General features: G+C 67.1%; 15 protein-coding genes. 14 read left to right on the plus strand and 1 reads right to left on the minus strand.

The features are described from left to right. Window positions 1-138: 138 nt before the first annotated feature. Window positions 139-636, minus strand: a complete 498-nt coding sequence (locus tag B3098_RS09400) for a MarR family winged helix-turn-helix transcriptional regulator (protein WP_056569521.1) — start codon at window positions 634-636, stop codon at window positions 139-141. A gap of 369 nt (window positions 637-1005) precedes the next feature. Here B3098_RS09400 and B3098_RS09405 point away from each other — a divergent pair, with 369 nt between their 5' ends. From B3098_RS09405 to B3098_RS09470, 14 genes are all read left to right on the plus strand, one after another. Continuing rightward, window positions 1006-3237 (plus strand): indolepyruvate ferredoxin oxidoreductase subunit alpha, encoded by a 2232-nt coding sequence (locus B3098_RS09405; RefSeq protein WP_286894643.1) that lies wholly within the window; start codon window positions 1006-1008, stop codon window positions 3235-3237. A gap of 13 nt (window positions 3238-3250) precedes the next feature. Then, window positions 3251-4795, plus strand: a complete 1545-nt coding sequence (locus B3098_RS09410) for an indolepyruvate oxidoreductase subunit beta family protein (protein ID WP_286894645.1) — start codon at window positions 3251-3253, stop codon at window positions 4793-4795. A gap of 27 nt (window positions 4796-4822) precedes the next feature. Further along, window positions 4823-5800, plus strand: coding sequence for a PDR/VanB family oxidoreductase (locus B3098_RS09415; protein ID WP_286894646.1), 978 nt, complete (start codon window positions 4823-4825; stop codon window positions 5798-5800). A gap of 19 nt (window positions 5801-5819) precedes the next feature. Further along, window positions 5820-7139: an aromatic ring-hydroxylating dioxygenase subunit alpha gene (locus tag B3098_RS09420; RefSeq protein ID WP_286894647.1), complete on the plus strand. Its 1320-nt coding sequence runs from the start codon at window positions 5820-5822 to the stop codon at window positions 7137-7139. After that, window positions 7136-7627 (plus strand): aromatic-ring-hydroxylating dioxygenase subunit beta, encoded by a 492-nt coding sequence (locus B3098_RS09425; protein WP_279975999.1) that lies wholly within the window; start codon window positions 7136-7138, stop codon window positions 7625-7627. Before B3098_RS09420 ends, B3098_RS09425 begins: the two co-directional genes overlap by 4 nt. A 9-nt stretch (window positions 7628-7636) precedes the next feature. Continuing rightward, window positions 7637-9277, plus strand: a complete 1641-nt coding sequence (locus tag B3098_RS09430; RefSeq protein WP_286894649.1) for an AMP-binding protein — start codon at window positions 7637-7639, stop codon at window positions 9275-9277. Further along, window positions 9274-10443 carry a thiolase family protein gene (locus B3098_RS09435; protein WP_286894650.1) on the plus strand — a complete coding sequence of 390 codons (1170 nt, stop codon included), beginning with the start codon at window positions 9274-9276 and terminating at the stop codon, window positions 10441-10443. Before B3098_RS09430 ends, B3098_RS09435 begins: the two co-directional genes overlap by 4 nt. Next, a complete protein-coding gene (locus tag B3098_RS09440; RefSeq protein WP_175123222.1) occupies window positions 10440-11687 on the plus strand; it encodes an SDR family NAD(P)-dependent oxidoreductase in 1248 nt (415 codons plus the stop codon). The genes B3098_RS09435 and B3098_RS09440 overlap by 4 nt, the downstream gene beginning before the upstream one ends. A 49-nt stretch (window positions 11688-11736) precedes the next feature. Next, window positions 11737-12522 (plus strand): cyclase family protein, encoded by a 786-nt coding sequence (locus B3098_RS09445; protein ID WP_286894652.1) that lies wholly within the window; start codon window positions 11737-11739, stop codon window positions 12520-12522. Between the two features lie 37 nt (window positions 12523-12559). Beyond that, window positions 12560-13288: an SDR family NAD(P)-dependent oxidoreductase gene (locus tag B3098_RS09450; RefSeq protein WP_286894654.1), complete on the plus strand. Its 729-nt coding sequence runs from the start codon at window positions 12560-12562 to the stop codon at window positions 13286-13288. A 166-nt stretch (window positions 13289-13454) separates the two neighbouring features. Next, window positions 13455-14606, plus strand: coding sequence for an ABC transporter substrate-binding protein (locus tag B3098_RS09455; RefSeq protein WP_175123224.1), 1152 nt, complete (start codon window positions 13455-13457; stop codon window positions 14604-14606). A gap of 165 nt (window positions 14607-14771) precedes the next feature. Then, entirely contained in the window at window positions 14772-15812 is a 1041-nt protein-coding gene (locus B3098_RS09460; RefSeq protein ID WP_175184095.1) for a branched-chain amino acid ABC transporter permease, read from the plus strand. Beyond that, window positions 15809-17605 (plus strand): branched-chain amino acid ABC transporter ATP-binding protein/permease, encoded by a 1797-nt coding sequence (locus B3098_RS09465; RefSeq protein WP_286894656.1) that lies wholly within the window; start codon window positions 15809-15811, stop codon window positions 17603-17605. Before B3098_RS09460 ends, B3098_RS09465 begins: the two co-directional genes overlap by 4 nt. Further along, on the plus strand, window positions 17602-18339 hold the full coding sequence (locus B3098_RS09470; RefSeq protein ID WP_175138827.1) for an ABC transporter ATP-binding protein: 738 nt from the start codon (window positions 17602-17604) through the stop codon (window positions 18337-18339). Before B3098_RS09465 ends, B3098_RS09470 begins: the two co-directional genes overlap by 4 nt. The last annotated feature ends 14 nt before the right edge of the window (window positions 18340-18353 follow it).

The following is an 18353-nucleotide window of genomic DNA, read 5'->3' on the forward strand; positions in this document are numbered from 1 at the left end:
CCACGAGACCCGCGTCAATTCAGGGTTTGCGCGTACCGGCGATTGTTTTCACTGGGGAACGACAACCGGGGACGCATAAGCATGTAACAAAACAATCGGACCAAACGACGTTCGAGTGCGCACTTGCAACGGACGGAGTTATTCGTCCGGGTCGATGGGCAGTTCCAGGGGAACGTGTTCGGTCATCAGCACGTCCAGCATGTCGATCAGCAGCGCGGCCTTTTCTTCGCCGAAGGGCGCCAGCACGGCCTTCTGGTGCTGCAAAGCCTGATCACACAGGCCGCCGATGAGGTTGGAGCCCTTGGCTGTGATGCAAACCCGCGTCTGGCGTCGGTCGGCTCGCACGCCCGTGCGGGCCACCAGACCGTCGGCCTCCATGCGCTGCACGACCTTGCTGAGCGTGGGCTGCTTGGTGATGGCCAGCACGGCCAGGCTGCCGATGGTTTCGCCGGCGCTGCCTTGCAAGCTGGCGAGCACGCGCCATTCGGTCACGGACAGGCCGGCGGCTTTGACCTGTTGATGGAATTCCGCCGAGATGCGCTGACTGGCCTGCGCAAGCAGATAGGCCAGGTAGCCGTCGACGAACCGCGGGCCCGTTGCGGCGGCGCGCGTGCCGCGTGGCTTATCTGCCTGCATGTTGGTTTGCTCCCACGCACCCATTTCGAAGGCCTGCCCCGATGCCGAAAAGCGCATTGCACCACGACGGCGCAGCCGTGCGCCATGATGTACCGCAATGCTGTTGCGCAGCACAGGGTATACCCCAAATCGCAACCCGTTTTTGCACCATTGCAGCGCCCTCAATCCGTCAAAAACCTAGAGAACAACCAGTATATACACCCTTGTTTTTGCGTGATATTTTTTAATTTCCATGAAATTTCATCTTTTTTATTGACAGCTAAAACGTTGACTCCTAAAGTATTTTTCAGGCGATGTTTTCGTGGCAAGACGATGCTGCACGGCAGCACGAATTAAGGATCCCGACGGGGTCCGCGAAAGGGATCCAAGATGGCGGAAAGGTCTTTCAAGAAAGAAGTCCAGCAACTGCGCATCGGCGCGGGCGAGGAATTTCGCGGCGAAGGGATTCTTGCCGTCACGAAGGCACTGCTGCAATCCGGCGTGGGTTACGTGGCCGGCTATCAGGGCTCGCCGATCTCGCATCTGATGGACGTGCTGGCCGACGCCAACGACATCCTGCAGGAACTGGGCGTGCACTTCGAGGCAAGCGCCTCGGAAGCCACCGCCGCAGCCACGCTGGCCGCCTCCGTCATGTACCCGATCCGTGGCGCCGTGACATGGAAATCCACGGTGGGCACCAACGTCGCCTCCGACGCGCTGGCCAACCTGGCCTCGGGCGGCGTCACCGGCGGTGCGCTCGTCATCGTGGGCGAAGACTACGGCGAAGGCTCGTCGATCATGCAGGAACGCTCGCACGCGTTCGCCATGAAGTCGCAGATCTGGCTGCTGGACCCGCGCCCTAACCTGGAAAGCATGGTCAAGGCGGTGGAAGACGGCTTTGCGCTGTCGGAAGCCAGCAAGACGCCCGTGATGCTGCAACTGCGCATCCGCGGCTGTCATGTGCATGGCCGCTTCATCGCCAAGGAAAACAAGCGCCCGGCGTTCAGCCTGGCCGAGGCGCTGGAAAGCCCGGCGCGCGACACCAGCCGCATCGTGCTGCCCCCGGCCTCGTTCCTGCACGAGCAGGAAAAGATCAAGGAGCGCTGGCCGGCCGCCATCCGCTACATCAAGGAAAACCAGCTCAACGAGCACTTTGACGGCGACCAGGACGACATCGGCCTGATCCTGCAGGGCGGCCTGTACAACGGCGTGATCCGCGCGCTGCAGTTGCTGGGCCTGGCCGACAACTTCGGCAACAGCCGCATCCCGCTGTACGTGATGAACGTGACCTACCCCGTCATCGAGGACGAGGTCATCGACTTCTGCCGCGGCAAGCGCGCCGTGCTGCTGCTGGAAGAAGGCCAGCCGGACTACATCGAGCAGAACCTGCACGCGGTGCTGCGCCGCGCCGGTGTGAGCACGCAGTTGTCCGGCAAGGACGTCCTGCCGATGGCGGGCGAATACACGACCCAGGTCATGCGCGACGGTCTGCGCGAATTCCTCAAGCGCAACCGGCCAGAATCGCTGCAGACGCATCCGGCGGTAGCGGTGGATGCGCAGGCAGAAGTGCAGCCCGAGCCCCAGCTCACCATCACCGAGGTCTCGCGGCCCAAGCCGCCGCGCCCCGCCGAGCAACCCATCACCTTCCACAAGCACGTCGAAGGCCTGGCGGCCGTTGTGCCGCCGCGGCCCGCGGGCTTCTGTACGGGCTGTCCGGAGCGGCCCATCTTTTCCGCGCTGACGCTGGCGCAGGAAACGCTGGGCCAGCACCACATTTCGTGCGACATCGGCTGCCATCTCTTTTCCATCCTGCCGCCCTTCAACCTGGGCGCGACGACGATGGGCTACGGCCTGGGCGCTTCCAGCGCGGCCGCCTTCAACGTGCCGGCCGCCAAGCGGCCCATCTCGATCATGGGCGACGGCGGCTTCTGGCATAACGGGCTGGCGTCGGGCATCGGCAACGCGGTGTTCAACAAGTACGACGGCGTCATCGTCATCGTGGACAACTTCTACGCGTCGGCTACCGGCGGACAGGACATCCTGTCCTCGCGCGCCGACAACCCCGATCGCTCGACCAACAACCCGATCGACCAGGCCGTGCGCGGCGTGGGCGTGAAGTGGGTGCGCACGCTGGACCGCACCTACGACGTGGCCAAGGTGCGCGCCACCATCGAAGAGGCGCTGACCACCGACATCAAGGGTCCGAAGGTCATCATCGCGCAGTCCGAATGCATGTTGAACAAGCAGCGGCGCGTCAAACCCCTGTTCAACAAGGCGATCAAGGAAGGCAAGCGGGTCGTGAAGGAACGCTTTGGCGTGGATCCCGACGTCTGTACCGGCGACCACGCCTGTATCCGGCTGTCCGGGTGTCCGTCATTGACGGTCAAGGACAGCGGCGATCCGCTCAAGGAAGACCCGGTTGCGCACGTGGAAAGCAGCTGCGTGGGCTGCGGGAACTGTGGCGAGGTCGCGCACGCGGCCGTGCTGTGTCCGTCGTTCTACCGTGCCGACATCATCCACAACCCGACCGGCGCCGACCGTTTCCTGGCGCGCATGCGCGGCGCGGTGATCGGCTTCCTGCAACGGCGCCGCGCGGCGCGTCTGGCGCAAAGCGCGCTTTGAGGAACCCAGCAACATGAACGCGGCGGTGATGCAGCAAGGCAACCCCATCAAGATCGCGATCCTGGCCATGGGCGGCCAGGGCGGCGGCGTGCTGGCCGACTGGATCGTCGACATGGCCGAGCACGCCGGCTGGTGGGCGCAGACCACCTCGGTGCCCGGCGTGGCGCAGCGCACCGGCGCCACGATCTACTACCTGGAGCTGCTGCCCGAGGCCGATGTGCAGCGCGCCGGCCGCCAACCCGCGCTGGCGCTGATGCCCACGCCGGGCGACGTGGACCTGGTGGTGGCGGCCGAACTGATGGAAGGCGGCCGGGCCATCCAGCGTGGCCTCGTGACGCCCGACCGCACGGTGTTGATCGCGTCGTCGCACCGCAGTTTTGCGGTCAGCGAAAAGTCCGCGCCCGGCAACGGCATCGCCGATCCCAACAAGGTGCTGGAAGCGGGCCGCGCGGCGGCCCGGCGTTTCCTGTGCTTTGATCTGCAGGACCTGGCCGACCGCGCCGGCAGCGTCATCAGCGCCAGCCTGTTTGGCGCGGTGGCCGGCAGCGGCGCCCTGCCCTTCACCCGTGACGACTTCGAGGCCACCGTGCGCCGCGCGGGCCTGGGCGTGGACGCCAGCCTGCGCGCCTTTGCGCTGGGTTTCGAGTCGGCCAACTCGGCGCCCGGGCAGCCTGCCGCCATCGACCTGACGCGCCCCGTTCCGGACGTACCCGAGCGCGCCGCCAGCCCGCGCGCGCAGGCGTTGCTGGACGCCATCCGGCGCGATTTCCCCGCCTGTGCCCAGCCCATGCTGACCGCCGGCGTGCGCCGCCAGATCGAATTCCAGGATCTGCCCTACGCCGAAGACTACTTGCGCCGCATGAAGGCCATCCGCGACCTGGATGCGCAGCACGGCGGCGACGCGCACCAATGGGCGCTGACCTGCGCCGCGGCGCGTTACGTGGCCACCGCCATGGCCTACGACGACGTGATCCGCGTGGCGGACCTGAAGACCCGCGGCACGCGCTTTGACCGCGTGCGCACGGAAGTCGGCGCGCGCGCCGGCCAGCTCGTCGACACGACCGAATTCATGCATCCCCGGCTGGAAGAAATCTGCGGCACGTTGCCGGTGCGGCTGGGCCGCTGGCTGGAAAACTCCAAGGCCTTCGGCGGCTTCGTCGAACGCCGGCTCGGCAAGGGCCGCCGCCTGCGCAGCGGCACGCTGGGCGGATTCCTGATGCTGTACACACTGGCCGGCATGCGGCGCTTCCGCCGCAGCACGCTGCGCCATCGGATCGAAACCGAATCGCTGGAATCGTGGCTGGCGCTGGTGGCGCGGCTGGCCCCGCGCGACTACGCATTGGCCGTCGAAACCGTCAACTGCCGCCGCCTGGTCAAGGGCTACAGCGACACCCATGTGCGCGGCGGCGGCAAATACCGGCAGCTCATCGCGGCCGCCGACCAGCTGGTTGGCCGCCCCGATGCCGCCGACGCGCTGCGCGCGCTGCGCGACACCGCGCTCGCCAACGTGAAGTGCGAGCCCATGGAACGCCAGATCGCGGAAAAACTGGCCGCCTGAGGCCGACACCAGAAAGAGACAGACATCGTGCAGACACTCAAACTGATCGTCCGGGAAGTCCGGCAGGAATCACCGCTGATCCGCTCGTTCCGGCTGGCGCGCGAAGACGGCGGCATGTTGCCCGCGTTTGGCCCCGGTGCGCACCTGAAGGTGACGGTGCCGGGCCTGCGCGATCCGCGCTGCTATTCGCTGGTGCAGTTGGCGCCCGAAGCCGGCTGCTTTGCCGAGCCGGCGGAATATCGCCTGGGCGTGCGGCTGGAAGACCCCAGTCAGGGCGGATCGCGCCACATGCACGCGCTGGCCGAGGGCGACGTCCTGACCGTGGAAGGCCCCAAGAACGACTTTCCGCTGCATGAATCCCCCGCGGGCGATGAGCCGGTCGTGCTGATCGCAGGCGGCATCGGCATCACGCCCATCGCGTCCATGGCCGCCGCGCTCAAGTCCGCCGGCCGCGCCTTCCATCTGCACTACTGCGGCCGCAGCAAGGACCAGCTTGCCTTCCTGGCTGAACTGCAGGCGCTGGCGGGCGGCGACCTGACGCTGCACGCCGACGACGATCCGTCCTGCCGGTTCGATCTGCAGGCGCTGCTTGCCGCGTCCAACCCGCGCCAGCACCTGTATGTCTGTGGCCCGAAGGGCCTGATCGACGCCGTCATCCAGGGCGCGCACGCACGCCACTGGCCCGATGCCCACATCCATTTCGAACTCTTCACCACGGCCGCCGCGCAGGCCGGCGACCAGGCCTTCGAGGTCGAACTGCGCCAGTCCGGCCGCGTGCTGACGATACCCGCCGACAAGACCATCGTCGAGGTCATGGAAGACGAAGGCTGCGACCCGATGTACGACTGCAAGCGCGGCGAATGCGGCGTCTGCCAGGCCACCGTGCTGGAAGGCGAGCCCGATCACCGCGACTACTACCTGTCCGATACCGAGAAGGCCAGCGGCAAGATCATCCAGATCTGCATCTCGCGCGCCAAGTCCGCGCGCCTGGTGCTGGACCTGTAAGCCCGACGAGGAAGCCATCATGGCCAAATACCGCGACAATCCCGACGCCATCCGCGCGCTGCTCCGCGACACCGAGGTGCACAAGGACCTTTTCATTGACCAGGAACTCTTCGACCTGGAAATGGAGCGCCTGTACGCCAACACCTGGGTCTTCGTCGGCCACGACAGCCAGGTGCCCAACGCCGGCGACTACATCACCACCACCGTCGGCAACCAGCCCGTGGTGATGGTGCGCCACAGCGACAAGACGGTGCGCGTGCTGCACAACCGCTGCCCGCACAAGGGCACCATGGTCGCGGGCGAGGCCTGCGGCAACACGGGCAAGTTCTTTCGCTGCCCGTATCACGCCTGGACCTTCAAGACCGACGGCAGCCTGCTGTCGATCCCGCTGAAAAAGGGCTACGAAAACACCGGCCTGGAAAACTGCGAAGCCAGTCAGGGGATGGCCGCCGTCAAAGACGTGCGCAATCATCGCGGCTTCGTGTTCTGCCGGTTGAATCCGGAAGGCCAGTCGTTCGAGGAATTCTTCGGCGACTCGCTTTCCACGCTGGACAACATGGTGGATCGGTCGCCCGAAGGCCGCCTGGAAGTCGCGGGCGGCGTGCTGCGCTACATGCACCGCTGCAATTGGAAGATGCTGGTCGACAACCAGACCGACACCTGCCATCCGATGGTCGCGCACGAATCGTCGGCGGGCACGGCCGTCAAGGTCTGGGAACAGGCGCCCGAGGGTACGCCCAAGCCGATGGCGGTGGAACTGTTCGCGCCGTTCATCTCGCCGTACGAGTTCTTCGAGAACATGGGGATCCGCGTCTGGGAAAACGGCCACGGACATACAGGCGTGTCGGACTCGATCCACGCGTCGTACTCCGGCATTCCCGGCTACTGGGAGTCGATGGTCGAGGCTTACGGCGAGGACCGCGCCAAGCAGATCCTGGGCGACGTCCGCCACAACACCGTCTACTTCCCCAACATCATGGTCAAGGGCCCGATCCAGACGCTGCGGATCTTCAAGCCGATTGCCGCGGACCGCACGCTGGTGGAGTCCTGGACGTTCCGCCTGGTGGGCGCGCCGGACCTGCTGCTGGAACGCACCCTCATGTACAACCGGCTCATCAACGCGCCGACGTCCGTGGTCGGCCACGACGACCTCGAAATGTACGAACGCGCGCAGGACGGCCTGCATTCGCGTGCGCGGGACTGGGTGAACGTGGGACGGCTCTACGCGCCCGGCGAAGCGGACCAGAAGAACGTCGTCACCAATGGCACCAACGAATGGCAGATGCGCAACCAATACCGCGCATGGGGCCGCTACATGACCGGACCGGAGTCGGTATGAGCGCAAGCGACCGCGAGTTGATCGATTTTGTCTACGCCGAGGCGCGCCTGCTGGACGAGCTGCGCTTCGAGGACTGGCTGGACCTGTACACCGAGGACGGCTACTACTGGATGCCGCTTGCGCACGGCCAGACCGATGCGAAGCTGCATGCGTCGCTGATGTATGAAGACAAGCTACTGCTGCGCGTGCGTGTGGAGCGGCTGGCGGGCCAGCGCACGTTTTCGCAGCAGCCCAAGAGCCGCTGCCATCATCTGCTGCAGGCGCCCACGGTCGAGCATGGCCATCCCGAGTCCGCGCCCGCCGAGGGACGTCACGTCGTGCGCACCGCCTTCCACTACGTCGAGACGCGGCAGGACGCGCAGACGCTGTATGCGGGCTGGGCGACGCATCACCTGGTGGAGCAGGACGGCGCGCTGCGCATTCGCTTGAAACGCGTGGACCTCGTCAACTGCGACGCTGCGTTCGGCAACATCCAACTGTTCATGTAGGAGCGGACCGTGACCGCCACCGTCCACCAGGCATTTGCCGACACCGCGTCCCGCCACGGCGGCCAGCCGTTCCTGTGCATCCTGCCCGAAACCGCCGAGGCCTATGGCATCGCTGCGGGGGAACTGACCTACGCCGCAGCGGCCGACGCCATCGAGACGCTGCGCGCCGCGTATGCCGCCGCCGGCTACGGCCATGGCCACCGCGCGGGGCTGCTGCTGGAGAACCGGCCCGCCTTCTTCCTGCACTGGTTCGCGCTGAACGCGCTGGGGGTATCGGTTGTGCCGATCAACCCGGACCTGCGCGCCGCCGAACTGGAATACCTGGCTGGCCACTCCGAGATCGCGTTGGCGGTCGCCCTGCCCGGCCGCCACGCGGACCTGCTGGCCGCCGCGCAACGCGCGGGCCGCGAGTTGCGCGTGATGGGCCCGGACGATGCGCCGCCCGCCGCGCCCTTCCCGGCGCCGCTGCAAGGCACGGCGCTGTCGGAACTGACCGAGTGTGCGCTGCTCTACACGTCCGGCACGACCGGCCGGCCGAAAGGCTGCATCCTGCCCAACCGCTACTTCCTGCACGCGGGCGGCTGGTACGCACGCATTGGCGGGCTTGCCGCGTTGCGGCCGGGACAGGAACGCATGCTGACGCCGCTGCCGCTGGTGCACATGAACGCCATGGCGTATTCGGCGATGGCGATGGTGCTGACGGGCGGCTGCCTGATTCCGCTGGACCGCTTCCACCCGCGCTCGTGGTGGGACAGCGTGCGCGAATCGCGCGCCACCGTGCTGCACTATCTGGGCGTCATGCCCGCCATTCTGATGAAGGCCGAGCCCACCCCGCAGGATCTGCAGCCGGCCATCCGCTTCGGCTTCGGCGCGGGCGTGGACCGCAAGCTGCATGCGCCCTTCGAGGCGCGCTTCGGCTTTCCGCTGCTGGAAGCCTGGGCCATGACCGAGACCGGCGCGGGCGCCGTCATCATCGCCAATCAGGAACCGCGCCACGTCGGCACCAGCAGCTTCGGCAGCGAGGAATCCGACGTCGAGGTGCGCATCGTGACCGACGCGGGCGAACCGGCCGCCATTGGCGAGCCGGGCGAACTGCTGGTGCGCCATGCCGGGGAAGATCCGCGCTATGGCTTTTTTGCCGGCTACCTGAAGGACGAGGCCGCCACCAACGAAGCCTGGGAAGGCGGCTGGTTCCACACCGGCGACATCGTGCGCCGCGAGGCCGACGGCGCGCTGCGCTTCGTGGACCGCAAGAAGAACGTGATCCGCCGCAGCGGTGAGAACATCTCGGCCGTGGAAGTGGAGAGCGTGCTGATGCAGCATCCGCTGGTCAAGGCCGTGGCGGTGGCCGCCGTGCCGGATCCGGTGCGCGGCGACGAAGTGCTGGCGTGCGTGGTGCCCGAGGCCGCACCCGCCGACGCGGATGCGATGGCCGAGGCCGCGCGCAGCATCGTGCAATGGTCGCTGTCGCAGCTGGCCTACTACAAGGCGCCCGGCTATGTCGCGTTCGTGGACAGCCTGCCGCTCACCACCACCAACAAGATCCAGCGCGGCGAGATGAAGGCGCTGGCGCCCGGCCTGCCGGGCACGGCGCGCTGCGTGGACACCTGCCATCTGAAGAAGCGTCCGGCCGAAGGGGCCCACCGATGAGCCGCCTGGGCTACGACGGCGTGGTGGCGGCCCTGCCCGTCACGATTCCGTACGAACGCTATTCCACACACGCCGCGCACTGGTGGCTGGGCCGCGCGCTGGGCGCGCTGATCCGGCAGTCCGGGTTGGCCAAGGCCGACGTCGATGGCCTGTGCGTGTCCAGCTTCACGCTTGCGCCCGACACCGCGGTCGGTCTGGTCCAGCATCTGGGCATGACGCCGCGCTGGCTCGATCACATTCCGATGGGCGGCGCGAGCGGCGTGGCCGCGCTGCGCCGTGCGGCGCGCGCCGTGCAGGCGGGCGATGCCAACGTCGTGGCCTGCCTGGCCGGCGACACGAACCACGTGGACTCGTTCCGCAACACGGTCAGCCAGTTCTCGCGCTTTGCGCAGGACGCCGTCTACCCATACGGCGCGGGCGGCCCGAACGCCAGCTTTGCCCTGCTGACCGCCAACTACATGCGCGAGACGGGCGCCACGCGCGAAGACTTCGGCAAGCTCTGCGTGGCCCAGCGCGACAACGCCCTGCGCTATCCGCACGCGCTGATGAAAAAGCCGCTGACGCTGGCGCAGTATCTGGACGCGCGCGTCATTACCGAGCCGATCCACCTGTTCGATTGCGTCATGCCGTGCGCCGGGGCCGACGCATTCCTGGTCATGAGCGAGGACCGCGCCCGCGCGCTGAAGCTGCCTTACGCGCGCATCCTGTCGACCATCGAGCGCCACAACGCCTGGATCGACGATCCGATCCAGACGCGGGGAGGCTGGACCATGGACGTGGACGAGCTGTACGGGCAAGCCAATGCCGCGCCGGCCGACATGGACTTCCTGCAGGCCTACGACGACTATCCCGTCATCAACCTGATGCAGATGGAAGATCTGGGCTTCTGCGAAAAAGGCGCCGCGCCGCAATTCGTGCGGGACAACAGCTTTACCGTGGACGGCAGCTTTCCGTTCAACACCAATGGCGGCCAGTTGTCGGTCGGCCAGGCCGGCGCGGCCGGCGGCTATCTGGGCATGGTCGAGGCGCTGCGCCAGTTGACCGGCACGGCCGGCGGCACGCAGGTCAGCGATGCGAAGCTGGGCATGGTGAGCGGCTTCGGCATGATCAATTACGACCGCGGGCTGTGCACGGCCGCGGCCATCCTGGCAAGGAGCGACGCATGACCGAGCCGCTGGCCAAGCCGCCTCGCAAGAATCCTGTCGCACGCACCCGGCAGCCCACGCTGCCGCCGGGCTCGCGCAGCCGCAGCGCGCTGGGGCTGACCGCTGCCGCCGCCGAAGGGCGTTTCGATCTGCAGACCTGCGCCGAGTGCGGCACCGTGCAGTACCCGCCGCGCGAGGTCTGCGGCCATTGCCTGTCGGAACACCTGCCGTGGCGGCCCGCCGATCCGAACGGCGTGCTGCTGGTCAGCACCACGCTGCATCACAGCAACGACCTGTATTTCCGCGAACGCCTGCCCTGGCGCGTGGGCACGGTGCGGATGGACGCCGGTCCGTCCGTCGTGGCGCACGTCCACCAGGACTGCGCCGACGGCGGCCGCGTGCGCCTCGCGTTGAAACTGGACCGCAGCGGCCAAGCCGTGATGATCGCCCTGCCCGAAAGGAATACGCCGAACATGGAAGACGACAAGACACTGCGCGAGACCTCGTGCGATCCGAAATTCCGCCGCGTGCTGGTCACCGACGGCAAGTCGGCCGTCGGTCAGGCCGTGGCGCGCGCGCTGCTGGACGCGGGCAGCCCGATGATCTTTCTGGGCGATCCGCAGGCCTGGAAGCGCGACGCCGCGTTTGACGCGCTGGCGGCCGATCCGCGCGTGCAGGCGGTGACGCTGGACGTGACCGACACCGATTCCGTCGAACGCGTGGCGGCTTCCATCGGCGGCAAGGTCGAGATCCTGGTGAACACGGCGGACCTGGAGCGCGAAGGCGGACTGCTTAGCCGCAAGGACGTGAACACCGCGCGCGACGCGATGGATGTCAACGTGCTGGGCCTGATGCGGCTGGCGCAGAGCTTCGGCCCCGCGCTGTGCGGCCGCGCCGCCGACGGCGTGAACAACGCCGCCGCGTGGGTCAACGTACTGTCGATCTACGCGCACATGAACTTGCCATCGCGCGGCATGTGGTCCGCGTCCAAGGCCGCCGCGCTATCGCTGGCGCAATGCCTGCGTGCCGAAATGCGTGGCGCGGGCGTGCGGGTGGTGAACGTGTTTCCCGGCCCGGTCGATCACGAATGGGAACAGCGCACGCCGCCGCCGCGCGTGGCGCCGGCTGCGATCGCCGCCGCGATTGTGCGCGCGCTGAAGGACGGTATCGAAGATGTGTACGTGGGCGACGTTGCGCAGGAATTCCGCGCGCGGCTGGCCGAGAACCCGAAGGGACTGGAACGGGAGCTGGGCGCGGGCGGCTGACCGCCTGCCCCGCGCGTCGTCCCCCAACAAGCACCTACAGGAGAGCACCGTGAGTCAACCCATTCTTGCCCAATTCATGACCGAGCTGGTCTCCGGCCGCATCCGCCTGGTGGACCTGACCGAGACGCTGACGCCGGAGTTTCCCACCATCGTGTTGCCGCCCGAATTCGGCCAGGCGTGGCCGTTCCGGATCGAGGAGATTTCGCGCTATGACGAGCGCGGGCCGGCCTGGTACTGGAACAACTTCTCGTGCTCGGAACACACCGGCACGCACTTCGACGCCCCCGCGCACTGGGTCACGGGCAAGGACCAGCCGGACAACACGGTGGACACGATTCCCATCGAAGCCTTCATCGCCAGCGCCTGCGTGATCGACTGTTCCGCCGAAGCGGCCGGCAATCCGGACTTTTTGCTGACCATCGACTTCGTCAAGAAATGGGAAGAACAGCACGGCCGCATCCCCGCAAGGTCGTGGGTGCTGATGCGCACCGACTGGTCCAAGCGCGCCAAGCCCGCCGACTACCTGAACATGCAGGCTGACGGCGCGCATTCTCCCGGGCCGGATGCCGAGGTCGTGCCCTGGCTCATCAAGGAGCGCGACGTGCACGGGTTCGGCACCGAGTCGGTGGGCACGGATGCGGGACAAGCCCAGCACCTGGATCCGCCCTACCCCTGCCACTACTACATGCACGGCAACAACCGCTACGGCCTGCAGTGCCTGACCAACCTGGACCAGCTGCCGGCCACCGGCGCGGTGATCTTCTCGGCGCCGCTCAAGATTCGCAGCGGCTCGGGCAGTCCGCTGCGCGTGCTGGCGCTGGCGCCCACGGCCTGATCGCGGCCGGACCATACCAATAAATCAAGGGGGAACCATGACGCAAACCCATGTGGCCATCGTGACCGGCGGCAGCGCCGGCATCGGGGCGGAAATCTGCCGCAGCATGCTGGATGCGGGCTACGAGGTGATCTCGATGGCGCGCCGCGCCGCTGACTTCTCGCATCCGCGCCTGCACAACGTGCAGGTCGACCTGCTGGACGCCACCGCGACCGCGCAGGCGGGCGCCGAAGCCGCCGCCCAATTTCCGATCAGCCACGTTATCCACAACGCCGGCGTGATCTGGCCGAATCTGCTGCCGCAGGTCACGCAGGAAGAATTGCATGGTCTGACGCAGATCCATCTGGGCGCCGCCATCAGCCTGGTGCAGGCCGCCCTGCCGGGCATGCAGGAACGCAAGTTCGGCCGCATCGTGATGATGTCGTCGCGCGGCGCGCTCGGCCTGCCCACGCGCACCGCCTATTCGGCCACCAAGGCCGGCATGGTGGGCATGGCCCGCACCTGGTCGCTGGAACTGGCGCCATACGGCATCACCGTCAACGTGGTGGCGCCCGGCCCGATCCAGACCGGCATGTTCTACGAGGTGATCGAGGCCGGCAGCGAACGCGAACGCCAGCTTGCCGAGGGCATTCCGGTCAAGCGCCTGGGCCGTTCGGACGACGTGGCGCGCGCCGTCATGTTCTTCGCGGATCCCGCCAACAGCTTCGTCACCGGCCAGACGCTGTTCGTCTGCGGCGGCGCCAGCGTCAGCTCCATCACCATCTGACCGCCCCGCGCTTCGGGTTTTGACGGATAGGTAAGCACCGGGACCCGGGTCTACAGTGCTGATCCTTGAACGTAAGAAAGTTTAAGCAACAAGTATTCCCGCAGTTCCCGTTTTCTCCGCTTTCCAGCCGCACTCCCACTCTGCTCCCTACCCCGGAGGTTTTGCCATGCTGTCGAAGAAACTCCCCCTGGCCGCTGCCGCCGCCATCGCCACCCTGTTCGCCCTGCCCGCCCTGGCCCAAGTCAAGGTCGGCGTGGTCACCTCGTCCACCGGCCCCACCGCGCTGGTCGGGATTCCGCAGAAGAACACGGTGCCGCTGCTGCCCAAGAAGATCGGCGACCTGACCGTGGAATACATCTCGCTGGACGACGCCAGCGATTCCACGAACTCGGTCACGGCCTTCAAGAAGCTGATCTCGGAGCAGAACGTGGATGCGCTGATCGGGCCGTCGGGCTCGCCCAACGCCATGGGCGTGATCCAGTTCGCGGCCGAGGCCGGCGTGCCGATGCTGGCGCCGGTGGGCACCGCCGCGGTGGTGCTGCCGATGAACGACCAGAAGAAGTGGGTGTTCAAGACCACGCAGAACGACGACATCATCGCGCGCGCGCTGGTGGACCACATGGCCAAGACCGGCATCAAGACCGTCGGCTTCATCGGTCTGAACGATCCGTATGGCGAGAATTGGTACAAGGTGTTCTCGGGCCTGGCCGCGGAAAAGGGCATCAAGATCGCCGCCAACGAACGCTACCTGCGCTTTGACAGCTCGGTCACCGGCCAGGCGCTGAAGATCCTGGCCGCCAAGCCCGACGCCGTGCTGGTCGCCGCCCCCGGCGCTGCCAGCGTGCTGCCGCAGACGACGCTGTTCGATCAGGGCTACAAGGGCAAGTTCTACCAGACCCACGGCGCCGCGCTGCCCGACTTCCTGAAGCTGGGCGGCAAGAAGGTGGAAGGCACGGTGCTGGCCGCCAGCCTGATGCTGGTGCTGCCGGAAATGCCGGACAGCAACCCGTCCAAGAAGGTGGCCACCGAGTACATCGCCGCCTACGAAAAGCTCAACGGCTCCAAGCCCGCCACCTTCGGAGCCAACGTCTATGACGCCGGCCTGCTGCTGGAAAAGGCCGTGCCGATCGCCGAGAAGGCCGGCAAGCCGGGCACCAAGGAGTTCCGCAGCGCCCTGCGCGACGCGCTGGAACAGACCAAGGAGCTGGTGGGCACGCAAGGCGTCTACAACATGAGCGCCGCCGACCACAGCGGCTTTGACGAACGCGGCCGCGAGCTCATCACGGTCAAGGACGGCAACTGGACCCTGGTCAAGTAAAAAGATTTCCCCCCCACGGTCACATGCGCTGCGGGGCGTCGCCAGGAAGCAGGCTCCGCGCGTCCCATCGGGATGCCGCGGATCCGGCTCCGCCGGTCCGCAGGCATGCCCCTGGGGGAAAGCGCGCAGCGCTTCGGGGGGGAAATCAGCTTTTCGGAATTTCGCATGAATGCTCAGATTGCTCTGATACTCGGGCAGGACGGCATCACCAATGGCGCCATCTACGCGCTCTTGGCGTTGTCCATCCTGCTCGTCTTCACCGTCACCCGCGTCCTGTTCATCCCGCAGGGCGAGTTCGTCGCCTTTGGCGCGCTCACCATGGCCGCCATGCAGGCCGGCAAGCCCATCCTGCTGGTGTGGCTGCTGCTTGCGTTCGCGCTGGCCGAGGTCATCGCCGATCTGATGGCGCGGCGCAAGCGCCCCGCGCGCGGCCGCACCCACTGGCGCATGGCCGCCAAGGTGATCTATCCGCTGGCGCTGGCGCTGCTGCTGTATCGCCTCCCGCTCGCACAACTGCCAATGGCGGTGCAGGCGCTGCTGACGCTGCTGTTGCTGGTGCCGATGGGTCCGCAGCTTTATCGCCTGTTCTATCAGCCGATCGCGTCGGCCTCGACCCTGGTGCTGCTGATCGTCTCGATCGCGGTCCACCTGGCGCTGGTCGGCCTGGGCCTGCTGGCGTTCGGCGCGGAAGGCGCGCGCACCGCGCCGTTCAGCGACGCCAGCATGACGCTCGGCCCGGTCAACGTGAACAGCCAGGCGCTGTGGGTGGTGGCGGTGTCGGTGGTGCTGATCGTCGTGCTGTACCAGTTCTTTGAACGCTCGATGTACGGCAAGGCGCTGCGCGCCGCAGCGTTCAACCGCATCGGCGCACGCCTGATGGGCATCTCGCCGGTATTCGCGGGCAAGGCCACGTTCTTTCTGGCCGCACTGATCGGCACCGTGTCGGGAATCCTGATCGCGCCCATCACCACCATGTATTTCGATTCGGGCTTCATGGTCAGCCTGAAGGGGTTCGTCGGCGCCATCATCGGCGGGCTGGTGAGCTATCCGCTGGCCGCGGCGGGCGCCGTGCTGGTCGGCCTGATCGAAGCCTTCTCGTCGTTCTGGGCCAGCGCCTACAAAGAAATCATCGTGTTCACGCTGATCATCCCCGTGCTGCTCTGGCGTTCACTCAACAGCCATCACGTCGAGGAAGAAGACGAATGACGCCGCGCCACATCCTCCTCGCCTTCCTGGCCCTGCTGGCGCTCGGCCCCCTGGTGCTGCCGCCGTTTTACGTGACCTTGCTGAACTACATCGGCCTGTATGCGCTGGTGGCGCTGGGCCTGGTGCTGCTGACCGGCGTCGGCGGCCTGACCAGCTTCGGCCAGGCCGCCTTCGTGGGCGTGGGCGCCTACACGACGGCGCTGCTCACCACCCGCGCGGACACGCTGCCGTCGTGGCTCGGCTGGCTGGGCGCATCGCCCTGGCTCACGCTGCTGGCCGGCCTGGCGCTGACGCTGGCGCTGGCCTACCTGCTGGGCGCGATCACGCTGAAGCTGTCCGGCCACTTCCTGCCGCTGGGCACCATCGCCTGGGGGCTGTCGCTGTACTTCGTCTTCGGCTCGGTCGAAGGGCTGGGCGGCCACACCGGCATCCCGGACATTCCGGCCATCAGCCTGTTCGGCTGGACGCTCAACCAGGGCGGCAACATCTACTACCTGATCTGGTCTTTCCTGCTGGTCGCCGTGTGGTCTACGCAGAACCTGCTGGACTCGCGCGAAGGCCGCGCCATCCGCGCGCTCAAGGGCGGGCGCGTAATGGCCGAATCCATGGGCGTGGACACGGCGCGCTCGCGCATGGTGATCTTCGTCATCGCGGCGCTGCAGGCCTGCGCGTCAGGGTGGCTGTACGCCCACATGCAGCGCTTCGTGAACCCCAACCCCTTCGGCCTGCAGATGGGCATCGAATACCTGTTCATGACCGTCATCGGCGGCGCCGGACAGGTGTGGGGCGCGCTGGTCGGCGCGGGCGTCTTCACGGTGCTCAAGCAATGGCTGCAGGACCTTCTGCCCAAGGTGCTGGGCCAGACTGGCAACTTCGAAGTGATCGTCTTCGGCTTCGGCATGGTGCTGCTGCTGCACCGCGCCCGCAGCGGCCTATGGCCGGTGCTGACGCGCTGGGTGCCAGTCAAGCGCAAGCCGCGCCATGTCGACATGACGGCCGAACCGCTGCCCCGGCGCACCATGCCGCCGCGCGGCGAGGTGGTGCTGAAAGCCGTGGACGTGACGCGCAAGTTCGGCGGCCTGGTGGCCAACAACGCCATGAACCTGGAGATCCGCGCGGGCGAAGTGCTGGCGCTGATCGGCCCGAATGGCGCGGGCAAGAGCACGATGTTCAACCAGATCTCGGGCGTGGACACGCCGACCTCGGGACAGGTGACGCTGCTGGGCCAGCCGGTGGCCGGCGTGGGTGCGCGCAAGATTGCTCGCCTGGGCCTGTCGCGCACGTTCCAGCACGTGCGGCTGCTGGGCCGCATGAGCGTGCTGGAAAACGTGGCCATCGGCGCGCACCTGCGCGGGCATCGCGGCGTGCTGCCGGCCGCCTGGCGGCTGGACCGGCCCGAAGAGGCGCGCCTGCTGGCCGAAGCCGCGCGTCAGGTCGAGCGCGTGGGGCTGGGCAAGCATCTGCATGACGAGGCGGGCTCGCTGGCGCTGGGCCAGCAGCGCATCCTGGAGATCGCGCGCGCGCTGGCGTCCGACCCGTGCATCCTGCTGCTGGACGAACCCGCGGCCGGCCTGCGCTATCAAGAGAAATGCGAGCTGGCCGAGCTGCTCAAGCGCCTGCGCGCCGAAGGCATGGCCATCCTGCTTGTCGAACACGACATGGATTTCGTGATGGGGCTGGTGGATCGCGTGGTGGTCATGGACTTCGGCGAAAAGATCGCCGAAGGCCTGCCGGCAGAGATCCAGCAGAATCCCGCGGTGCTTGAAGCGTATCTGGGCGGAGTGGAAGAATGAGCGCGAAACTGCTGCAAGTGCGCGACCTGCGCGTGGCCTACGACAAGGTCGAGGCGGTCTCCGGCGTCAGCCTGGAAGTGGGCGAAGGCCAGATCGTGACCGTGATCGGTCCCAACGGCGCGGGCAAGACCACGCTGCTGTCGGCCATCATGGGCGTGCTGCCGTCACAGGGCGGCATCACCTTCGGCGGCAAGGCGCAGGAGCACGCCGAAATCGAGGAAATGGTCGCCGCGGGCATGAACCTGGTGCCCGAAAAGCGCGAGCTTTTCGCGGAAATGACGGTCGAGGACAACCTCATGCTGGGCGCCTTCGACCGCTATCGCCGTGGCCTGCGCGACCAGGATCAGACGCTGGCCGAGGTCTTTGAACTGTTTCCCCGGCTGCAGGAACGGCGCGCGCAATTGGCCGGCACGCTATCCGGCGGCGAGCGCCAGATGCTGGCCGTGGGCCGCGCACTGATGGCCAAACCCCGCCTGCTGATGCTGGACGAACCCAGCCTGGGGCTCGCGCCGCGCATCGTGCGCGAAGTGTTCCGCATCGTCGCGCGGCTGCGCGAGATGGGCGTGTCCATCCTCTTGATCGAACAGAACGCGCGCGCCGCGCTGCAGGTGGCCGATTACGCCTATGTGCTGGAAACCGGAACGGTGACGCTGGAAGGTCCGGCGGCCGAGGTGGCGCAGGATCCGCGCGTCGTGGAGGTCTATCTGGGACTGGGGCACGGCGCGCCTGCGTGACGCAGGCTGCCGGG

The sequence above is a fragment of the Achromobacter sp. UBA2119 genome (assembly GCF_002331005.1).
Classification (GTDB): domain Bacteria; phylum Pseudomonadota; class Gammaproteobacteria; order Burkholderiales; family Burkholderiaceae_B; genus Achromobacter; species Achromobacter animicus.

Excerpts from the sequence above, each read along its gene's own strand:
- B3098_RS09400 (WP_056569521.1), bottom strand. The coding sequence starts at position 636 with ATGCAGGCAGATAAGCCACGCGGCACGCGCGCCGCCGCAACGGGCCCG.
- B3098_RS09460 (WP_175184095.1), top strand. The coding sequence starts at position 14,772 with ATGAATGCTCAGATTGCTCTGATACTCGGGCAGGACGGCATCACCAAT.
- B3098_RS09420 (WP_286894647.1), top strand. The coding sequence starts at position 5,820 with ATGGCCAAATACCGCGACAATCCCGACGCCATCCGCGCGCTGCTCCGC.
- B3098_RS09455 (WP_175123224.1), top strand. The coding sequence starts at position 13,455 with ATGCTGTCGAAGAAACTCCCCCTGGCCGCTGCCGCCGCCATCGCCACC.
- B3098_RS09440 (WP_175123222.1), top strand. The coding sequence starts at position 10,440 with ATGACCGAGCCGCTGGCCAAGCCGCCTCGCAAGAATCCTGTCGCACGC.
- B3098_RS09470 (WP_175138827.1), top strand. The coding sequence starts at position 17,602 with ATGAGCGCGAAACTGCTGCAAGTGCGCGACCTGCGCGTGGCCTACGAC.
- B3098_RS09465 (WP_286894656.1), top strand. The coding sequence starts at position 15,809 with ATGACGCCGCGCCACATCCTCCTCGCCTTCCTGGCCCTGCTGGCGCTC.
- B3098_RS09425 (WP_279975999.1), top strand. The coding sequence starts at position 7,136 with ATGAGCGCAAGCGACCGCGAGTTGATCGATTTTGTCTACGCCGAGGCG.
- B3098_RS09405 (WP_286894643.1), top strand. The coding sequence starts at position 1,006 with ATGGCGGAAAGGTCTTTCAAGAAAGAAGTCCAGCAACTGCGCATCGGC.
- B3098_RS09410 (WP_286894645.1), top strand. The coding sequence starts at position 3,251 with ATGAACGCGGCGGTGATGCAGCAAGGCAACCCCATCAAGATCGCGATC.
- B3098_RS09450 (WP_286894654.1), top strand. The coding sequence starts at position 12,560 with ATGACGCAAACCCATGTGGCCATCGTGACCGGCGGCAGCGCCGGCATC.
- B3098_RS09435 (WP_286894650.1), top strand. The coding sequence starts at position 9,274 with ATGAGCCGCCTGGGCTACGACGGCGTGGTGGCGGCCCTGCCCGTCACG.